At 38.3% G+C, this 19,407-nt stretch carries 18 protein-coding genes; 12 read left to right on the top strand and 6 right to left on the bottom strand.

The window, feature by feature from the left end:
- Window positions 1–353: 353 nt before the first annotated feature.
- A complete protein-coding gene (locus ACZ427_RS12330) occupies window positions 354–1,268 on the bottom strand; it encodes a zinc dependent phospholipase C family protein (RefSeq protein WP_461178851.1) in 915 nt (304 codons plus the stop codon).
- A 205-nt stretch (window positions 1,269–1,473) separates the two neighbouring features.
- On the opposite strand from ACZ427_RS12330, the gene fumC reads away from it, so the two are divergent.
- A complete protein-coding gene (fumC, locus tag ACZ427_RS12325; RefSeq protein WP_461178850.1) occupies window positions 1,474–2,859 on the top strand; it encodes a class II fumarate hydratase in 1,386 nt (461 codons plus the stop codon).
- A gap of 130 nt (window positions 2,860–2,989) precedes the next feature.
- Window positions 2,990–3,196 carry a small, acid-soluble spore protein, alpha/beta type gene (locus tag ACZ427_RS12320; RefSeq protein WP_461178849.1) on the top strand — a complete coding sequence of 69 codons (207 nt, stop codon included), beginning with the start codon at window positions 2,990–2,992 and terminating at the stop codon, window positions 3,194–3,196.
- 101 nt (window positions 3,197–3,297) lie between these two features.
- Here the strand turns inward: ACZ427_RS12320 and ACZ427_RS12315 are convergent, their stop codons facing one another.
- Window positions 3,298–4,395, bottom strand: a complete 1,098-nt coding sequence (locus ACZ427_RS12315) for an ABC transporter ATP-binding protein (protein WP_461178848.1) — start codon at window positions 4,393–4,395, stop codon at window positions 3,298–3,300.
- 101 nt (window positions 4,396–4,496) lie between these two features.
- Window positions 4,497–5,378 (bottom strand): PucR family transcriptional regulator, encoded by an 882-nt coding sequence (locus tag ACZ427_RS12310; RefSeq protein ID WP_461178847.1) that lies wholly within the window; start codon window positions 5,376–5,378, stop codon window positions 4,497–4,499.
- Between the two features lie 145 nt (window positions 5,379–5,523).
- Here ACZ427_RS12310 and ACZ427_RS12305 point away from each other — a divergent pair, with 145 nt between their 5' ends.
- Window positions 5,524–5,883: a YlbF/YmcA family competence regulator gene (locus tag ACZ427_RS12305; RefSeq protein WP_461178846.1), complete on the top strand. Its 360-nt coding sequence runs from the start codon at window positions 5,524–5,526 to the stop codon at window positions 5,881–5,883.
- 554 nt (window positions 5,884–6,437) lie between these two features.
- A complete protein-coding gene (locus ACZ427_RS12300; RefSeq protein ID WP_461178845.1) occupies window positions 6,438–7,208 on the top strand; it encodes an enoyl-CoA hydratase-related protein in 771 nt (256 codons plus the stop codon).
- A 98-nt stretch (window positions 7,209–7,306) separates the two neighbouring features.
- Here ACZ427_RS12300 and ACZ427_RS12295 read toward each other — a convergent pair whose 3' ends face one another.
- Window positions 7,307–7,492 (bottom strand): YhzD family protein, encoded by a 186-nt coding sequence (locus ACZ427_RS12295; RefSeq protein WP_461178844.1) that lies wholly within the window; start codon window positions 7,490–7,492, stop codon window positions 7,307–7,309.
- Between the two features lie 288 nt (window positions 7,493–7,780).
- Here ACZ427_RS12295 and ACZ427_RS12290 point away from each other — a divergent pair, with 288 nt between their 5' ends.
- The 7 genes from ACZ427_RS12290 (at window position 7,781) to ACZ427_RS12260 (ending at window position 16,787) form a co-directional block, all read left to right on the top strand.
- Entirely contained in the window at window positions 7,781–8,671 is an 891-nt protein-coding gene (locus tag ACZ427_RS12290) for an ABC transporter ATP-binding protein (RefSeq protein ID WP_461178961.1), read from the top strand.
- Window positions 8,664–9,914, top strand: a complete 1,251-nt coding sequence (locus ACZ427_RS12285) for an ABC transporter permease (RefSeq protein WP_461178843.1) — start codon at window positions 8,664–8,666, stop codon at window positions 9,912–9,914. The genes ACZ427_RS12290 and ACZ427_RS12285 overlap by 8 nt, the downstream gene beginning before the upstream one ends.
- A gap of 769 nt (window positions 9,915–10,683) precedes the next feature.
- Window positions 10,684–11,907, top strand: a complete 1,224-nt coding sequence (locus tag ACZ427_RS12280; protein WP_461178842.1) for a metallophosphoesterase family protein — start codon at window positions 10,684–10,686, stop codon at window positions 11,905–11,907.
- On the top strand, window positions 11,888–14,872 hold the full coding sequence (locus tag ACZ427_RS12275) for an ATP-binding protein (RefSeq protein ID WP_461178841.1): 2,985 nt from the start codon (window positions 11,888–11,890) through the stop codon (window positions 14,870–14,872). The genes ACZ427_RS12280 and ACZ427_RS12275 overlap by 20 nt, the downstream gene beginning before the upstream one ends.
- 50 nt (window positions 14,873–14,922) lie before the next feature.
- The gene (locus ACZ427_RS12270) at window positions 14,923–15,471 is read left to right on the top strand and encodes a GbsR/MarR family transcriptional regulator (RefSeq protein ID WP_461178840.1); all 549 of its coding nucleotides are present in this window, start codon (window positions 14,923–14,925) and stop codon (window positions 15,469–15,471) included.
- A gap of 110 nt (window positions 15,472–15,581) precedes the next feature.
- Window positions 15,582–16,529 carry a 3'-5' exoribonuclease YhaM gene (yhaM, locus tag ACZ427_RS12265; RefSeq protein WP_461178839.1) on the top strand — a complete coding sequence of 316 codons (948 nt, stop codon included), beginning with the start codon at window positions 15,582–15,584 and terminating at the stop codon, window positions 16,527–16,529.
- A 69-nt stretch (window positions 16,530–16,598) separates the two neighbouring features.
- Window positions 16,599–16,787 carry a sporulation YhaL family protein gene (locus tag ACZ427_RS12260; RefSeq protein ID WP_461178838.1) on the top strand — a complete coding sequence of 63 codons (189 nt, stop codon included), beginning with the start codon at window positions 16,599–16,601 and terminating at the stop codon, window positions 16,785–16,787.
- 107 nt (window positions 16,788–16,894) lie between these two features.
- Here ACZ427_RS12260 and ACZ427_RS12255 read toward each other — a convergent pair whose 3' ends face one another.
- Window positions 16,895–17,845 carry a peptidylprolyl isomerase gene (locus ACZ427_RS12255; RefSeq protein WP_461178837.1) on the bottom strand — a complete coding sequence of 317 codons (951 nt, stop codon included), beginning with the start codon at window positions 17,843–17,845 and terminating at the stop codon, window positions 16,895–16,897.
- A 525-nt stretch (window positions 17,846–18,370) separates the two neighbouring features.
- Window positions 18,371–18,904: a DUF3267 domain-containing protein gene (locus ACZ427_RS12250; RefSeq protein ID WP_461178836.1), complete on the bottom strand. Its 534-nt coding sequence runs from the start codon at window positions 18,902–18,904 to the stop codon at window positions 18,371–18,373.
- Between the two features lie 143 nt (window positions 18,905–19,047).
- Here ACZ427_RS12250 and ACZ427_RS12245 point away from each other — a divergent pair, with 143 nt between their 5' ends.
- A complete protein-coding gene (locus ACZ427_RS12245; protein ID WP_461178835.1) occupies window positions 19,048–19,407 on the top strand; it encodes a DUF1878 family protein in 360 nt (119 codons plus the stop codon).

The raw sequence follows: 19,407 nt of genomic DNA, 5'->3' as shown, positions 1-19,407 counted from the left end.
CTCGTGCTGTGCCCGCAGAAGTCAACGGTCCGCAGCTCCAATCAACTATCTTAAAAGTGCATAACCATTACGTGACTTAAATCAAATAATAAATAAATGCGATAAGTTGCAGTGCGCTAACCAGCGAAGGAAATACACGGAGACTCCTGCGGGAATAGTGGCCAAAGTGAGACCCCGCAGAACGGAGTTCGAGGAGGCTCACGGGTCACCCGCGGAAAGCGTAGTGTATTTCCACAGCGGTTAAAAAGCACCGACCCTTCATTTCAAGTTATGTCGCACTATATCGTTTTTGTGTCAAAGAGTGGAAATAAAAAGCAGGCGAATATCACTGGGAGTAGTGGTATCCGCCTGCTTTATACAATTGGGTCACTGTATTTATTATCCAAATTCAATTTTAATGGCTTACCGGTATCATAGGAAATATTACCGATCCGCTTAACTAACAGATGCATGGACTCATCCGTTTTTGTATACCAGAACTTGGTGACTTCCGTTAGAATATCAATTCCTTCTTTCAGGCTATTTTCATACAGATCGATAAAGCTTTTATCAGAGGGGTCATATGTAGCGGAATGATGCCATGTTTTACCGTTTATATTCAAATAATCCATATCATCGTTTACCGGCTGGTGCGAGTAAGAAGAAATCAGGTTTTTCAATAACTTGTTTTTCCATTTATAAGGGTCTGCCAGAATTTTCAATGCCAGTATCATATCACTATATGCTTTTTCAATATACTCAGATGAGTCTCTGTTTAATTCCGGATAGTGCTTCGTAATCTTGGCATGCAAAAGTGTTTTAATGTCTTCATGCAGATGTTTGCCAACATTTATCTCCTTGTAAACTGGTATTTTCCACGTTTTCAGATTGCGGTACCTGTCCATCATTAGTGTATCAATAATTACTTCCAGTTTTTGGTGACGACTTCCTTTGTAACCGGCTCGATAGTGGATATAGGGGTGCGTGTTTCTGTCTAAGATATGATGTGTTATAAACCCGAATATATATGCTTGCACTGGCTTTTCCATATTTTTTGCTTCGATAATCAAATCAATGAGAAAATCCCCGCAGTGCTTCGTGTGTAAGGCCATTCCTACATGGTGGACAGGCTCATTTTTCACCCATGGCCAAAAGTTATAATAAAAGAATGGATCAGGACCTTGTGCTCCCAAATTCATAAAAGTATCGTAAGCAGATAAAGAATCCGGTTCTCTGATAGCATCCGCAATCTCCTCACAAAAAAGAATGTGGGTCCATATATTCGGCATGACAATATTCTCCTTCCTCACCCGAATTTTTATGTCTATTCCTATTATAAAAGATAAATAACTGGATGAGAAATGATAACATGCTACACGTTGTACCAGATAGGTTAGTTTTTTTAAGATGGAATATGTTTTAATATTTAATTAGGTTAAAAATTTGGTACAATAGAAGAGGTAAGAATTACATGTACATAGGGAGGAAGCAGAGATGGATTATCGTGTGGAAAGAGATACAATAGGGGAAATTAATGTACCTGCTGAAAAATATTGGGGTGCACAAACACAGCGGAGTAAGCAAAATTTTCCGATTGGAAACGAAAAAATGCCTGTGGAAGTTATTAAAGCGTTTGCAATTCTGAAGAAGAGTGCTGCCAAAGCAAATGCTGACCTTGGACTATTGGATAATAAAAAGGCTACGGCAATTACGTACGCGGCAGATCAAATTTTATCTGGCGAATTAAATGATCATTTTCCATTGGTTGTCTGGCAGACAGGTAGTGGCACACAATCCAATATGAATGTTAATGAGGTTATCGCATTTGCTGGGAATAAATGGTTAGCAGAGGAAGGCAGCGACTTAAAACTTCATCCAAATGACGATGTTAATAAGTCGCAAAGTTCCAATGATACATATCCGACCGCCATGCATATCGCATCTGTATTAAAACTTGAGGATACGGTTCTTCCGGCAGTACAGGCTTTAAAAGGAACATTGAAACAAAAAATGGATGCTTTTATGGATGTTGTAAAAATTGGCCGTACTCATTTACAGGATGCCACCCCAATTACACTCGGGCAGGAAATCAGCGGATGGCATCGCATGCTTGAAAAATCGGAAAGCATGATTACCGAGAGTGGAAACTACTTAAAGGAACTGGCGATTGGTGGTACTGCAGTCGGGACAGGATTGAACGCACATCCGGAATTTTCCGAAAGAGTCTGTGAGGCAATTAATGAATTTACCGGGAAGACGTTTCTTTCTGCACCAAATAAATTCCATGCATTGACAAGCCATGATGAAACCGTTTATGCACATGGAGCATTAAAAGGATTGGCTGCAGACATGATGAAAATAGCAAATGATGTACGCTGGCTGGCTAGCGGTCCGCGTAGTGGTCTTGGGGAAATCACAATTCCGGCGAATGAACCGGGAAGCTCGATTATGCCTGGTAAAGTAAATCCTACACAAAGTGAAGCAGTAACGATGGTCGCAACACAGGTAATGGGTAATGATGCAACAATCGGTTTTGCGGCAAGTCAAGGTAATTTTGAATTAAATGTATTCAAACCGGTTATTGCCTATAATTTTCTGCAATCCTGTCAAATTCTTTCAGACAGCATTCTTTCATTTGACGAACGTTGTGCGCAAGGAATTGAACCAAATCATGAAAGGATCGAGAAATTCCTGAATGATTCGTTGATGCTGGTAACTGCATTAAATCCACATATCGGCTATGAAAATGCAGCAAAAATTGCTAAGAAAGCATTTAGTGACAATTCAACATTAAAAGAAACGGCAGTAGAGCTTGGACTTCTGACAGAAGAGGGATTTGATAAATATGTAAACCCGGAAGAGATGACATATCCAAAATAATATAGATAAGAGATTGCTTCCAAACGTGAAGCAGTCTCTTTTTTTTCTTGTAAAGTTACAATTTACCAGTGATTAATGGTGATAAGATTTGATGAATTGCTCACAATAGTTATTACAGGAGGTGAGACACATGGCTAACAATAACAATTCAAATCAACTGGTTGTACCTGGCGTACAGCAAGCACTTGATCAAATGAAGTATGAAATTGCACAAGAATTTGGTGTTAACTTAGGTGCTGATTCAACATCCCGTTCAAACGGTTCTGTTGGCGGCGAAATCACTAAACGTCTTGTTCAAACTGCTCAACAGCAAATGAATGGACAACAACCACAATAATATTGGCAAAAGGGGGAAAGCTTTACTAGCTTTCCCTCAATATATGTGTATACTTTTCTACGTAAAAAAGGAGAAGCATAACCAGGCTTCTCCTTATATCTTTATCTAATGCGTAATTCTGTTTCATGGTCGAAGAAATGGGCATTATTCATATCGATAGCCAACTCAACATTTTGTCCTGCATTAATATTGGACCTTGAGTCAACACGGGCAACAAAATCCTGCTCATTTATTTTGGAATAAAGAAATGTTTCTGCCCCCATTAATTCAGCAACATCAATAGTAGCTGTGATTTTTGTATCTGGGGTTGCGTTGATAAATGCTGGCTCATCATGAAGATCTTCAGGCCGGATTCCGAGAATAATATCCTTATCGACATATCCTTGCGTACGAAGCGTTTTCATTTTACCTTCTGGAATTTTTATTTTTGTGCCCTCCATTTCAAAAAAGCCTTCCGTTAGTTTCCCATTAATGAAGTTCATGGAAGGGGATCCAATAAATCCGCCAACGAATACATTTTCCGGATTGTCATATACTTCTTTTGGCGCTCCCACTTGCTGGATGATTCCGTCTTTCATGACGACAAGTCGGGTTGCCATTGTCATTGCTTCTGTTTGGTCGTGCGTAACATAGATTGTTGTTGTCTGCAGGCGTTTGTGTAGTTTTTGGATTTCTGCCCGCATTTGAACTCGTAATTTAGCATCAAGATTAGAAAGTGGTTCATCCATCAGGAACACTTTTGCATCCCGGACAATAGCCCGTCCAAGTGCTACACGCTGGCGCTGACCACCCGAAAGCGCCTTGGGTTTACGGTCAAGATATGCTTCCAGACCTAAAATCTTAGCGGCATTTTGGACGCGTGTTTCAATTTCATCTTTTTTAAACTTACGAAGTTTCAATCCGAATGCCATATTATCATATACATTCATATGCGGGTACAATGCATAGTTTTGGAAAACCATTGCAATGTCACGATCTTTTGGTGCGACATCATTCATTTTTCTGTCATCAATATAAAATTCACCGTCTGTTATTTCCTCAAGCCCGGCAATCATCCGTAATGTTGTTGATTTACCACAACCGGAAGGCCCGACAAACACGATAAATTCCTTGTCTGTAATATGCAAATTAAAATCTTCTACAGCAGTAACCTTTTTGTCGTATGTTTTTTCGATGTTTTCTAAACGTAATTCAGCCATATATACTCCCCCATTTATGTAAGCGTTTTATTGTATGTTTTTATTATATAAAAATCATGAAAACGTTTAAATGGGAAACATGCACAAAGATAAAAATATGTTTAGTGCATGTTGACTAATAATGCTAAATAAACAGTCATTGCCTGGTGAAATTGACGTATATCGATTCCTGTTTTTTCGGTGAATTTGTCCAGTCGGTATTGCAGACTGTTTCGATGCATATATAATTCCTTTGCGGTAACCGATACATTTAGATTACACTGAATAAATGTTTTTATTGTTCTCAGTAACTCTTTATCCCCGGCAAATTCCTGAAGCACGATACGGGTGACTTCTTCACGAAAAGAGGAGTCTGCTTCATCCACAAGGAAATAAAGTATAGCATCCGTATATGTGATCACCTGTTTATTTGAATAGGAAAATGCTATCTTAGCACCTTTCATAAGTGAAGTGTAATATTGATGTATATTCTCCAGATTTTTTTGGTATGGACCCACCAAAAAATTAATTTTCACATATAAGTCACTCATCAGGACATCGATAATTTGTTCATAGGATATATTTTCATCATTTGATTGGGATTGTTCTTCTATAATAATTCCTTCATGTTCATTTTCCCATAAAATTGCTACAGACCTTGCAAAAAATTCATTAATTGCATTTTTAAATGACTTCGGGCTGATCTGATTTTTTTTAAAAGAAAAATATACAAAACGATAGGCTTTCACTATCTGCTGATTGTATTCTCCGTTTATTCTTTTCTTCCATATCTGCTCCTGTTCCGTCACGATGGGAAAATTGAAGTTATATGGAGATAGAAAAGCAGACAATAGAGAGGTATCCTTATTCGTTAGTTCCTTTTTATCAATCCCGATAATTTCATTTTCATCTGTTAAAAACCACTGATACCCGGCAGATGGGGATTCATGTTCCGCGTGATAAACAATTAGGGAAGGAAAAATTTTCTGCAGTTGTTTCAGCATGACAAATCCTCTTTCTTTGTGGGAGTCTATTAATTATAGCAGTGATTTGTATATTGAAAAACAAATAAACTTTCCACGAAATAGTATACATGGAAGTTTACGTTTGTTATAGTTAGTCATAGAAAAAATATAAGGAGGTACAAACGTGCCAAATATTTATGATAATGCATATGACCTAGAGAAAGCGATACGAAACAGTGAAGAATTTACCAACTTGAAAACGGCATTTGAAGCGGTAATGGGAGATCCATCGTCAAAACAAATGTTTGAGAATTTCCGTGATACACAAATGCAATTACAGGAAAAACAAATGCAAGGTGAAGAAATCACTGAAGAAGAGGTTGAAAAAGCCCGTCAGGTAGTGGAGCTTGTTCAGCAGCATCCTGATATTTCCAAATTAATGGAAGAAGAACAGCGTTTGAATCAGGTTATCAACGATATCAGCCGTATTATTACTAAACCATTGGAAGAATTATACGGTACACCGGAAGAACCAACTGAATAATTGATGTAAAGACTCGTAGATGAAATGCTGCGGGTTTTTTATTTGCGCTTTTTCTAATCGTTTGGGGCTGCGGTTACTCGCCCCATCGAAAACATTTGGGGCTGCGGTTACTCGCCCCATCGAAAACATTTGGGACTGCGGTTACTCGCCCATCAAAAAGATATGTTGCTTTTGACATATGATAGTTTTTGCTATCTTTCATTCCTTTTGAACCCAAGTGCTATCACAATCGCTTCGGCAAAATACTTCGCTTTTTAGTGGGCACGGCCTCAGCCTCGGACCAAGATCCTGTTGGCCCGAGGCTGAAGCGTTCCTTGTGGAAAGTGAGTATTTTTTAACAGCGATCGTATTTTATACCAATTGGGTTAAAGAGCAGCAAAATTTACAAAGAAAGCTTTTATTAAAATATAGAACTTTCCAGCTGGATGGTTTAAGAACCAGTCTTAGCATCGTAAAGGTCTGATAAAAAAACAAATTTTCTAACATTTTAGCAGGATTTTCCCAATAATATCTAGAATTTGTATATTAGTAAATTATTTAAAGGAGCTAGTTATATGGGAAAAGTATTGCATGAAAGTAAACAGAATATATCCTATATTTATTTAAATCGGGCTGAGCGATACAATGCACTGGATAAAGAAATGTTGGAAGAACTGCTTCAGACAGTAGAAAGCCTTGAGGAAAATGATGATCGTGTAGTAATTATTTCAGGAAAAGGAAGTGCCTTCTGTTCTGGCGGAGATATTGGAATGATGAAGGAGTTTGCAGACAAAAAATATTTTGATGGATATATGGACATGATTCAAAAAATCGTAGTGAAATTATATATGATGCCAAAAATAATTATCTCAGCCATTCAGGGACCGGCAGCTGGACTTGGACTCAGCCTTGCATTAACTGCAGATTATGTGATTGTTCAAAAGGAAGCAAAATTAGGTCTCCTGTTTTTGGGGATAGGTTTGATACCAGATGGCGGCGCTCATTTCTTTTTAAAAGAGCGAATGGGTACAAATAAGGCAAAGCAATTCATTTGGGGGCTGGAACAGGTTGATGGCACACAAGCCAAGGAAATGGGACTTGCTGATATAGTGACAGATAAACAGCCACAGGAAGCGGCAGTTGAGTTAGGTCAAAAATTTCTGCAATCTCCCCAGACCGCAGTGCTGAAATCAAAATTGCTCTATCATACACAACAAAAAGAGTCATTGGAAAATTACTTGAAGGAAGAACAAAAAATACAGTGGGAACTGCGCAATACTGAAGATCATCAGGAAGGTGTGCGGGCATTTCTGGAAAAAAGAAATCCGGCATTTAAAGGAGAATAGACATAACAAAAACGACTTCGCATAAAATATGAAGTCGTTTTGTTTCTGCAGCTAAAAAGTATAGAATTTTCCTACCGCAAAAGCTCAGACTAAGGTTTCTAACGATGAAATAATATTAGTTTGGCTTCTGGAGTTACACAACGATGGGTATGCTCACTATAGCCTTCTTTATCTAATCGGCCTTGGCCAATTTTTTTTGCTTCTTCATCACTGGGTGCTTCAAATGACTCATTCAATAAATTTTCACCGCTTTGATCAAATACTGTTAATGCATAAGTTCGCATGATCTAGGTTACCTCCTTGAAATCGTACATACGTATATTATATATTCTTGTTCCATAAAAAAAATCCTGCTTTTATTTAAAATTTATTCATTATAAGTAAAGTTCGATTGAATCATGGGTTATACTTTTAACTGTTATGTCTAGGTGTATCTTTTTATTGATGGCTATCTATACATTCATCGCGTTACTTATGGCATTGCGGGGGGGCGTAGTATAGTAGTAAGAGTTAGTCATATATCTTAAATAACAGTACAATTAATCTTGAAAGGGGAGAGAGAATTGACATTAATGATGAAAGATGTAACAAAACGGTTTGGCCAACATACGGCGGTGGATCATCTTTCACTTGAAATACCTGAGAAAGAAATGTTCGGGTTTTTAGGTGGAAACGGGGCTGGAAAAACAACAACCTTTCGTATGATTTTGGGATTATTGGATGCTACAGAAGGGGATATTTCCTGGAATGGAGAGACAATTAATTATGATCGGAGTCATTTGGTTGGTTATTTGCCCGAGGAAAGAGGACTATATCCGAAATTGAAAGTGAAAGATCAGCTAATCTATCTCGGCAAATTACGTGGAATGGGCAAACAGGAGGCAGTCTCGGAATTAGAAGGTTGGCTGGACCGGTTTAAAGTACCGGAATATATGAATAAAAAAGTCGAAGAGCTGTCCAAAGGGAATCAGCAAAAGATTCAATTTATTTCTGCGGTCATTCATAAACCGAAGCTGCTGATTTTGGATGAGCCGTTTTCTGGTCTGGATCCGCTTAATGTAGAAATGCTAAAAGATGCAGTGGCTGATTTAAAGGATCAAGGTACTTCCATTGTATTTTCCTCCCATCAAATGGATCATGTCGAGGAATTGTGTGAGCATTTATGTATTCTGCAAAAAGGTACCCCGGTTGTGAAGGGGGAACTTCGTGAAATCAAACAGTCATTCAGGAAGAAGAATCTTATCGTGCACGCTGATGTACCTTTGGAATTTCTGCGGGACTACCCGGGGGTTGTACGTTATAAGAAAATAACACAGGGTTGTCAATTGCAAATTGAGAACGAAGCAGTTTCACAACAGATTTTTTCTGATCTGCAAGGGAAGGGGTTTATCCGTAAATTTGAACTGGAAGAACCTTCATTGAACGATATTTTCATTGAGAAAGTTGGTGCCTCCTATGAATAAATTCTGGATCATTCTATCCCATACGTATTTGAATAAGGTTAAATCCAAAACTTTCATTATCACTACTGCACTTATGCTTTTATTGGTTGTCGGTGCCGTCAATTTCCAGAGCATTATGGGCTTTTTTTCGGATGATAGCAAAGATCAGATTGCTGTAATTGATGAGACAGATACATTATTTGCTCCTTTAAAAGAAAATATTGAGAGTGTTAATGAAGAGATGGAACTCGTTGCATTTAACGAGTCAGAGGAATCTGGCAAAAATGCGGTCCAGGACGATACGTATGCAGCACTGATTACATTATCATTAAATGAGGAGGAGCTTCCAGAAGCGGCTTATTTTGCTAATGATATTACGGATGCTGAGCAGCAGCAAGTGATTCAGGAACAATTACAGCGGTTAAAGGTCGGAATGGCAATTGAACGTGCCGGGGTTGATCAGGAAGCGATAGCTGCTATTAACCAACCAGTACAATTTGATGCTGTGGCCCTGGATGAGGGTGCAAAGACAATGGAGGAAATGTTTCAGGCACAAGGTGTCGTTTATGTAATGGTATTTTTAATGTATATGGTTGTTATAATGTACGGGACAATGATTGCAACTGATGTAGCGACAGAGAAATCCTCCAGGGTGATGGAAATATTGATTTCCAGTGCTTCTCCAGTTGCCCACATGTTTGCAAAAATTATTGGCATCGCACTGGTAGGTCTAACACAGATTGGATTATTTATCGGATTAGGTGCAGGAATGATCGCTATGCAAAGAGATGAACTCGTTGGAGGTATGCTGGATACATTCGGTTTTCTGGATGCACCTGTTTCTCTGATTATTTTTGGAATTGTATTCTTTTTGCTGGGATATCTGTTGTATGCTACTTTAGCAGCAATGTTTGGCTCTCTAGTAAACAGATCAGAGGAAGCAAATCAGGCAGTAACCCCACTGATTTTGTTGCTGGTAGTTGCGTTTCTGATTGCAATGTCCGGGCTTGCTGCACCACAAACAAGTCTTGTGACAATTACATCTTTTATTCCGTTTTTTACACCAATGGTTATGCTGCTTCGTGTTGGTATGCTGGATGTTCCACTATGGGAGGTTGCTTTATCCATTGGGCTCCTGATTGGAACAATTATCGTACTGGGCTTAATCGGTGCAAGGGTCTACAAAGGCGGTGTACTGATGTACGGCGGCTCCAACCCTTTAAAGGATATTAAAAAAGCGATGGCATTATCGAAAAAAGAGTAGGTTTCAAAAAGGTCATGATATATGGCCTTTTTTCACGAGATAAGAAACTAATATTGCGGCTAGAGCATGCCGTCACCACCTTTAATGAAACAGCTAATTTATCCAGAAGGCTGTTTTCTAAAAGATTGAAAGTGTGATTACTCGTCCCACCAAAAGGACTTGCTTTTTACACAATGGATATAAAAGACGACGTAACTGCTAGGTCGATTTCCGCTGCGGACCGTTGCTTTCCGCGGGCACGGCTTCAGTCTCCTCGAGAAACCCACTCTGCGGGGTCTTCAGACACGTGCTGTTCCCGCTGGAGTCAACGGTCCTCCGCTCCAATCAACCATCATAAAAGTGAATGGATATTATGTGATTGAATGAAGTATATAAAGTTGCAATGTACATAGCAGCGTAGTGTATTTCCGTAGCGAGTAATCGCACCAACCATAATTTCAAGTTACTTCGTCTTTTATATCAATTGCGACGTTAAAGAGCAATAAAATTATGGTGGTCATACAGAAGTATATAATTTTGGCAGTATATCAATTCCTTGTCAATACATGCCACGTCCAGCTCGGGTGACTACCCAATTGAGGTCAAAAACTGATTATTATTTGATAGTTAACAGAACGTGCATTCGTTAGTGTTTTTTGATAAGATGAGGGAAATATCTTTTAGAATACTTGATTTACCGTCAATCTTTTATAGCGAAAACACTGGTCCAAAATTATGTAGTAAGAAAGTTTTATATTTTCTAGAATGCCATCGAAAGGAGGGGGAATCTGTGACGAAACAAATTTCCTTTATTCATGCAGCGGATCTGCATTTGGACAGTCCATTTAAAGGACTGGCAAATTTACCGGAGGGTCTCTTTCAGGAAATGGTGGACAGCACATTTCAGGCATTGGATCGATTAGTCTTTTCAGCCATTGATAAAAACGTAGATTTTGTACTGATCGTGGGTGATTTATTTGATAATGAAGTACAAAGCTTGAAAGCGCAAATTCGTTTGAAGCGAGCGTTTGAAGAACTGAAACAGCATCAAATTAACGTTTATTTATCCTATGGAAACCATGATTTTATAAAGGGAAATATCCATCCAGTAACATATCCTGATAATGTTTATATTTTTCCGGATGAAAAGATAAGTCAGTTTACATATGAAAAAGATCCCTTTACAAAAGCAGCCATTTACGGATTTAGTTACGAAACCCGTTCCGTACTACAGAATAAAGTGGGGGAATATCAAATAACGGACAATGCTGTCGATTTTCACATCGCCACTCTTCATGGAAGTGTCGCAAGTAATACAGAGCACGATGTCTATGCACCTTTTCGCATCAGTGATCTTTCCGAAAAAGATTTCAATTACTGGGCACTGGGTCATATTCACCAACGACAGATTTTAAAAGAAAATCCCCCGATTGTTTACCCAGGTAATATACAAGGGCGAAATCGAAAGGAAACTGGGGAAAAGGGATGCTATCACGTTGTATTATCAGAGACAAATACTGAATTGACCTTTGTTCCCCTGCAGGAAATTCAATTTCATGCTGTAACCGTTGATGTTTCATCATGTGAGGAGATTCATCAGTTAGAACATCACATTCAAATGGCAACCGATGCTGACACAAACACAGTTCCAATGATGATCCAGCTTACGATGACAAGTGATAATCCAAAGCTCAAAGAGTGGGAGGATTCAAATCAGTTGGAAGATATGATTGAGCTTGTGAATGTGTCCATGATTCATCAACATCCATGGAATTATATTTTCAAGTATGACATTGAAACAAATCTTACCATTGATTCGGAAATATCGAAGGGGGAACACTTTATCGGAGAATTAAGCCGTCATTTTGAAGAAGTGCCGGTTCAGCCATTCATTAAAGAATTATATCAGCAAAAGCAGGCGAGGAAATACCTGGAAAGCTTATCTGAAGAAGAAGAGCAGATGATAAAAAAGGAAGCGAAACAGCTATTGCTGAATGAGCTTCTTAAGGAATGAGGGGATCCCAATAAAAGTCTTACATGCAACAATCTATGGTTTTGGTAAATGGGTTGATTATGAAATTGACTTGTCGGGGGATTCCGCCATTGTAATCTATGGAGAAAATGAATCCGGAAAATCAACATTGCAACGGTTCATTTTATTTATGCTGTTCGGTCTGCCGCCGAAACAGCGTGATTTTCACCGGCCGAAAACAAGCGGAAAAATGGGGGGAAGACTGACCGTAGAAGACCCGAAGGCAGGCAGGTATACCATTGTACGCTTTGATGAAGTCAGAAATGGTGCGGCTCTTTGTTACACTACTGATGGACAGGTACATGACGAGGAGTGGCTGAAGGATCGATTAAAGGGAATGACTTTTAAGACATATCAATCCATCTTTTCTTTTTCAGCATTGGATTTGAATGCTTTAAGGGATATGAAAGCGGATGATCTTGGTGAAGTACTGTTGGGTATTGGTTTAACAGGATCAAATAACATCTATACCATTGAGAAACAGTTGGATCATAAAATTGGTGAATTATTTAAGCCATATGGTAAAAAGCCGGCAATCAATCAACAACTCGAAAGTTTAAATGAAACCTTTGGTAATTTACGTAATTATAAGGCTGTTGAAGGAACTTACCGGGAGAAAAAGGAACGAATGGGTCAACTGACGGAAAAGCTTAATACATTAAAAGCGGAACTGAACGACGAAAAATCCCGGCTGTCCTCTATTGAAAAACAGCAACATGTCCAGCCTGTCCTACATGATTACCACCATTATACCGATCAGTTAAAAGCTTATCCAGCGAGTCTTCCTTTTCCGGAAGAGGGGTTGGAACGATTAGAAAAACTAAAAGAAATAACGCTACCCTTACAGAGTGAGTTGGCCGTAAGGGAAGACAATCAGAAAATGTATGAATCGAATTTAGAAAAATTGAAAGAAGAACGGATGGAGACAGCCTCGTATGAAAAATTGAAAGATATATTGGGCCGAAAACAATGGGCTCTTGAAAATAAAAAAGAGATGATGAGGATTCAGGCAGCAATAAATAAAATCAGTATTCAAATAGAGACAGAGACTGCCGAAATGAATGTTGGAATTAGCCCATCAGATGTGACTTCGATGGAAATCCCATTTCATGTGGAAAAAACCTGGAATCAGATGAAAAAGGATATGGATCAGCTGCAGCTGGAGAAAGAACAATTACAACAGGAACAAAATCAAATAAAACAACAGCGAAATTATTTAAATAATCAAAAGCAGGAAACAGAAGATGGATTATTATCCGAGGTGCATTACCGAAAGCTGAATGAGGAACTCAGTGAACATAAGGAACATGCCCTACTGCAGAAACTGAGTAATGATAAGGTACGGAAACAGGATAAATGGCAAAAAAATAAAATAAACAAAGAAAAGAATAGCAATACGATATTAATAGGACTGATGGTTTTTTCTATAATAACTGCAGTTGTTGCAGTTTTCTCAGATTTATCCCAACTGTTTATTCTTACAGCATTTTTATTAATGATTGGTATTGGGCAATGGTTTTGGGTGAAGAAAAATATGAAGGATATGGAGGAATTGCTTGCAGAGGAGGAAGTAGCACCAGCCAGCCTACAGATTACAGATCAGCAAAGAGAAGAAGCACAACGTCAGTTGGAAATCCATCATCAAATGCTAACCGAAATAACCTCCATAAAGGAGCAATTAAAAGCAACCGATATTCAATTCATACAATTGGATGAAAAGAGAAAAATGATGACGAAAAAAGAAAGTCGCTTGGATGCACAAATAATTACACAATACGAAACCTATCCATTTCTTGAGCATGTTGAAATAGCGTATTGGCCGGAACTATTCCATCGACTTAAACAACTTTTGAGACTGGAAAATGAACGGCAGCAATTTAGGAAGGAATTGAGCGTGTTAGAGGAAAACCAGGATAAGTTTCAACAGGAAATCACCGTTTTTATCCAGGAAAAAAACGGGAAAGAAGATGCTAACACCACTTTTCCACTGGATAAACAAATGGATACACTGGAGCATCTTTTGGAAGCTCAACAGAAAACAGCCAGGGAGATGGAGTATTACGAAGATTTAATGGTGGAAAATAATGAACGTATACAGGGGATTATCCAGCAACTGCAAACATATGAAAAAGAAATCGGGAAGTTATTTAAACTTGCAGAAGTAGATACTGAAAATGCCTACTATACGAAAGCAAAACAATTAAAAGAAAAGCAAAACATTACTACAGCAAGAAATAAGGCAATCCAGCAGCTCCGTGTTTCTTTTCCGCAGAATACGTGGCTCCAGTTGGTGGAATCAAATCCCAATCATGAACAACTTGAGATGACGCACAAGGCTTGCCAGGATACAATAAAGCAACTAGAACAATCGATGGAAACAGTTCAACAGCAGTTGGCGGAGGTGAATGCTGATCTATCAAGAATGGAATCATCTGAAACCTATTCAAGAACAATGCATCGTTTTGAAATGGAACAGGAAGAATTGAACAAACTTAGTCATAAATGGGCAGTGTTAAAAACAGCGAAAGAAATGTTGGCAGAAACAAAACGAAATTATCGCGATAAATATTTAAACAAAGTCATGGAAACAACATCCCGCTATTTTGAAAAGATAACAGGTTCCTATTATAAACAGGTTTATCCACCAGCGAACGGCAGAGCCTTTCAAGTAATGACTTCTGATGGTATTCGTTATAACGTGAAGGAGTTATCTCAGGGAACAATGGACCAGCTATATATTTCGTTAAGGCTCTCGATTAGTGAAATCATGAGTGAAGAGCATCGATTGCCATTTATTATGGATGATGCTTTTGTTAATTTTGACGCGATACGAACAAAGCGAATGCTGGAAATCATCGAGGATATTTCCACAAAGCAGCAGGTCATTATTTTCACATGTAAAAAGGAAGTAGCGGAGAGTGCGGCATTTACGATTCGCATAAATTAACAATTAATGATAAACTGTTTTCAGATTACATGCAGATGGAGGGTCATCCATTGCCAGAAGAAAATGAAATAGCAAATTTGGAAAAACATGATGAAACGATAGAAAAGTTCATACAGGTTATCGCAAAAAATATGAATTTATACGGTATTACACCTTCTGTTGGACGTTTGTATGGTGTATTATATTTTGCAGAAGAACCAATGACACTTGATGATATGCGGGAAGCATTGGAGATGAGCAAAACAAGTATGTCTACAGGTGTGCGGGCCTTATCCGATATGAAAATGGTAGAATCCACGTTTAAAAAAGGTGTTCGAAAAGATTTATACCATTCAGAAGAGGATTGGTACAAATCCTTTACATCATTATTCGGAAATCGCTGGCGTCAGCAGACCGAAAGAAACATTGAAGAAGCTGATGAAGCAATAGAAGAGTTGGAAAACATTCTCCAGAAAACAACCGATGAACAGTTGAAAACCAAAATCGAAAACGATTTGGAGCGGCTTTTGTATGCAAAAAACTATTATAAATGGTTAATGAAATTCATTAAGACTATGGAATCCGGGGAGATTTTTAATTATATTCCAAAAAACAAATAGCTTCAGAATGGAGATTGACAATAAGAATACGGCTGTAAATGCATGGATAATTTGCATAGAGGCTGATTTTTCAAGTCAATCTCCTTTCAATAGCTGGGGGAGGAATTCATGTGAAAACAGGGATTGGTTTTGTTGCAATTGGCGATTCATTTGATAACTTTATGCTGATTAAAGAAGCAACAAAAGGTGTTGCAAGTAATGGCAAACCCTTTTTGACGTTAATCCTGCGTGATGCTACAGGAGAAATTGAGGCAAAGCTATGGGATGCGTCAAAAGAGGATGAAACTATATTTATCCCGGAACAAATTGTAAAGCTTACGGGAGAGATAAATCAATTCAGGGGAAAAGCTCAATTGAAAATCAAGTCTGTCCGTCCTGCACAGTCAACAGATGGTGTGCACGTTTCCGATTTTGTTGAAAAAGCACCGGTCGACCAGAAGGTTCTCTCTGAAAAACTGACAGAAGTAATCTTTGAAATGGAAAATCCAGTGTTGCAGCGTATTGTCAGAGCCTTTATTAAAAAGTATCAGGAAGGTCTTTTAACCTATCCTGCCGCTTCAAGAAATCATCATGAGTATGTATCGGGTCTGGCCCATCATATTGTAAGTATGTTAGGGATCGCAAAGGAGTTACATAAACTGTATCCTGACCTTAATAAGGATTTGTTATATGCAGGAATCATTCTTCATGACCTCGGTAAATTAAAAGAACTATCCGGAGTTGTAACAACAAGCTATACATTAGAAGGTAAACTTGTTGGTCACATACCAATGATGGTTGAAGAAATCGGTCTGATGGCGAAAGAGCTTCAAATTGAGGGAGAGGAAGTCCTTATTCTGCAGCATTTAGTATTAAGCCACCATGGAAAAGCGGAATGGGGAAGTCCTACACCTCCTTTGGTGCGGGAAGCAGAAATCCTGCATCTGATCGATTTGATTGATGCAAAGATGAATATGATGAACCGTGCATTGGATAAAGTGAAACCGGGAGAATTTACGGAGCGAATGTTTGCGATGGATAACCGGGCATTCTATAAACCTTTGTTTGAGGAAAATTAAGTCATAGTTATTTTTTTCAAGCCTTGTACATAGACATATAATAGATGGATGGACAAGGGAGGCTGATTCATGATATTAGGGATGCCCTGGTGGGTTCTTATGGTAATCTTTCTTATCTTTCTAAGCGGTTCCATGGCTTTCAGAGCAATGCAAGCGGAAAGAGAATTGCTTCAGGAATCAATTGAACGTGAAGGAAGAGTATATATGGATCGCTTGGAAGAGGAGAAAGCAAAAAGACAACAACAGCGTTCAAATTGAAAAAAGGCTAATACATGTGGTTGATGTATTAGCCTTTTCAGATTTAGAGACAATTAACGTAGGCTCTTGCCAGTAAAGGCTTGGTGAAAACCTTTAGTTCTCTAAGCTTATTCTTCTTCCGATTCGCTTGATTCCGATTCAGAACCTTCCTGTGAATCACCTGATTCTGTTCCACCAGACTCGGGCTGTGCTTGCTCAGGTGGTGCAAAGAGGTCTTCAAATTCCTCGATTTTCACATCGACTCCCGAATTCTGGATTAACTCACTGACTTTTGTTTGTGCCTGGGTCATGTCTACTTGAGCTAATTGCAGATCACGTCGTATATCATCTTTTACCTCTTCATATTCACCAATATCTTCTTCTGTTTCGCGTTTGTCATTTACTTTAATAATATGGTAGCCGTATTCGGATTGAACTGGATCACTGATTTCATCCACTTCCATGTTGTATGCGGCATCTTCAAATGCAGGGACCATATCACCTGCAGAGAAATATCCTAAATTCCCACCGTCTTGCGCTGTACCATCGGTTGAGTACTCGGCAGCCAGCTCGGCAAAGTCTCCGCCTTCATCAAGTTCTGTTTTCACCTCATTAGCTGTTTCTTCATCGGCTACTAAAATATGCTGTGCATCGATTTCCGTCTGCATGCGTTCATACTGTTTTTCAATATCTTCTTCAGGAACTTCTATACCTTCTGTTAACGCAGCCTCCTGCAGTAGACTAAGGTATACTACATCACGATATGCCTCTTCACCTGCATAACCTTGTTGCTGAAGCGCCATTTCAAATTGGTCGCCAAGCTCATCTTTTGCTGTTTGTACTTCTTCATCAACCCGAGCTTCATCTACATCATAATTATCTTCTAACACTTTGACGGTTACCAGCTCAGTTAAAACACCTTCTCCAGCAGTGCTCTTTAATTCCTCATAAAATTCTTCCTGTGTAATATTTCCTGCATCTGTTTCAACAACAGTTTCTGAACCGGCTTCATCAGAACTGCACGCAGCCAGTGTCAAAACACCTGCAGTAAGTGTTGCGGCCATTGCAAGTTTCTTCATGTATTAACACTCCTAATCTTTATGTACTTCTATTTTTCACTCAGATAAATATACCATACAATCAAATTAAAAAAAATAGGATATAGCTTATACCAATGAAATACCTATAAAATTCCTAAAATCCGCCACATATTCGGTTGATGGAACAAAAAAAGGAGCCTGGGTGTTTAACACCAGAACTCCTTTAAAGTGTTTTTATGCTTTTTTTGGGCTAATAAAGGATGAAAAGTTTATCATCATAAAGAGAACGTTCTTTAACATCGCAATTGATATAAAAGACGACGTAAAATCAATGATCAATGGTTGGTGTCTATAACCGCAGCGGAAATCAACCCAGTTACATTGTTTTTTATCGTTTTTGTGTCAACAGCAACATATCTTTTCGGTGGGGCGAGTAATCGCAGTCCCATATCTTTTCGGTGGGGCGAGTAACCGCAGTCCCATATCTTTTCGGTGGGGCGAGTAATCGCAGCCCCATATCTTTTGGTGGGACGAGTAACCGCAGTCCCAAACTTTAGAAAACAGCTAAAATAGAATATCAATATCATTATTACGATTATCAATATAAGCCTTCTTAGGAGCTTTCAAAATGTGGTATATTTGTATGAAATCAATAAATGAGATTCCTATGTGAATGGAAGTAAGCAATAATAGATAGAAATAATAATCGCCCATCAAATAACTTGCGGCAAGCCCAGGTACAGTTAATAAAATAGTTGGTGCAATTGCTGTTATTATAGAAGCTTTTTTTGTTAAATGAAATTTCGTATAATAGTTAATAATAGGAAAAAGTTTATATTTTGTACGATAAATTACTTTTACACGCCTCTTCATTAAAATTAATGGTAAAATATGCATAAAAGCATGTATCGCAGGCAGTAGAAATAGTGCAAGAAGAAATAGGATAAATCCGCCTTCATTCACATGCTTCATATGATGAATAATGGAAGCAGGTACATACAGCACGATAAATGCTGACAGACTGATCAAAAATGAAACAAAATACAATCGTTGCTTTCCAAATTCTTTATTTAAATTAATTGATTTCCAACAATTCACTTTTGATCCCTCCCGTACTATTTCCATAAGTGTAACTAAGGTTTTTTATCTTTAAATACCTCAAGAATAATAGTACGTTTAGAGAGAAAAATCAACCCACTTTTATAAAAGTTTTTTTCACACTGATAATGGGGGCCATTGGCATGAAAACTTTACATACTGAAAACAATGATACAACATCTTTTCACTTGGACTTACTCTCCAAAATCATCAATATGGACAGATATCCAGTCATCCAATTAATTATAGAAAATAATATTTCAAGGGAAGAGTTTGAGGAATTAATGCAAATGCTGCAGGAGCTTAATGAAAAATATGAGATACAAAAGGAGGAAGGCTTTTTACATTTTTCCTCCTTACTTATTCATTTTGTCGGGATGCTGAATGAGAAATTAGACCCGCATGCCACAATTTTTGCATTAAAAAAAGAAGGTTGTTTTCCTTCTTTAATGACAGAATTTATTAAGATAATGGAATGTGAAAAAGTGAAGAGAAGAAGATGA

Source organism: Virgibacillus ainsalahensis (assembly GCF_055380755.1).
The sequence above is the reverse complement of the archived record's forward strand: the minus strand, read 5'-3'. Positions and strand labels throughout refer to the sequence as shown.